This is a genomic window from Xanthobacter tagetidis (genome assembly GCF_003667445.1).
In the GTDB taxonomy this organism is placed as follows: Bacteria; Pseudomonadota; Alphaproteobacteria; order Rhizobiales; family Xanthobacteraceae; genus Xanthobacter; species Xanthobacter tagetidis.
The window spans coordinates 1-763 of record NZ_RCTF01000050.1 but is presented as its reverse complement, the minus strand read 5'-3'; the positions used below and the strand labels follow the sequence as shown (position 1 = coordinate 763).

Below are 763 nucleotides of genomic sequence, written 5' to 3'. Positions count from 1 at the left end.
AGGCGAGCCACATGTTTTCGATTAGCTGGTTTATACTGAGCACAAATGGGACATTTACGAACAACTTCCGCAATATCAGAACTCATACGCGGCCACCAAAAATGCATATGAGCGAAATTTAAGCAAGCGTTTTGACCTAAATGTCCTGCCCACGGAGTCGCGTGGCAGATCCGGGCGGCGTGTGGGGCGAGTACCTCGGGCACGCAAACCACAGCTCGGCCATTTTTAACAAGAAATCTCAACAGTAAGCCGCTGGGGGAAATAAAATACTTTTCGGACTCCTTCGGCAAAGCGGTCTTCAAGTGAGGGCTTGCGTCTATTGCCTGGGCCTTCTGGCCCTCTAAAAACTGGATCATTGGACCAAAGAACGCATCTTCTCTCTGTTTCTGCTTAAGCTGCGTCCACATTCTTTGTATATTCTCAGATGACGCGCGGGCTGGTCGCCAAGGGGCGGCGGGTCTGAACCTAGGTGCGGGTTTGGGGGGATACTGCATCTGGCCCCCACTATCTGTACCCGATTCCCATGCGGGGTCTGTAGAGTGTGGTATTGCTGGACTAGGGCTGTGTTCACTTTCTGATTCTGTTTCGTAGCTGTGCGCCATAGCTACATAAGTCCTACGTTCGTTTCTTGTTAACTGTAAGTCTTGTGCTTGTCTTGTGTTCACGAGTGCTTGTTGGACTGCTCCAATGGCTGTACCTTTTCCAGTAGAGGGACGCCCAGGGCGGACGCCGTTTTTATCAGTCGGGAGGGGTAGACGGGGGT

1 protein-coding gene is annotated in these 763 nt (G+C 51.8%); it reads right to left on the bottom strand.

The features are described 5' to 3' along the window. Positions 1 to 407 (bottom strand): integrase zinc binding domain-containing protein (locus D9R14_RS23245; protein WP_170168716.1); only part of this gene is annotated, 407 nt, incomplete at its 3' end. Positions 408 to 763 lie beyond the last annotated feature (356 nt).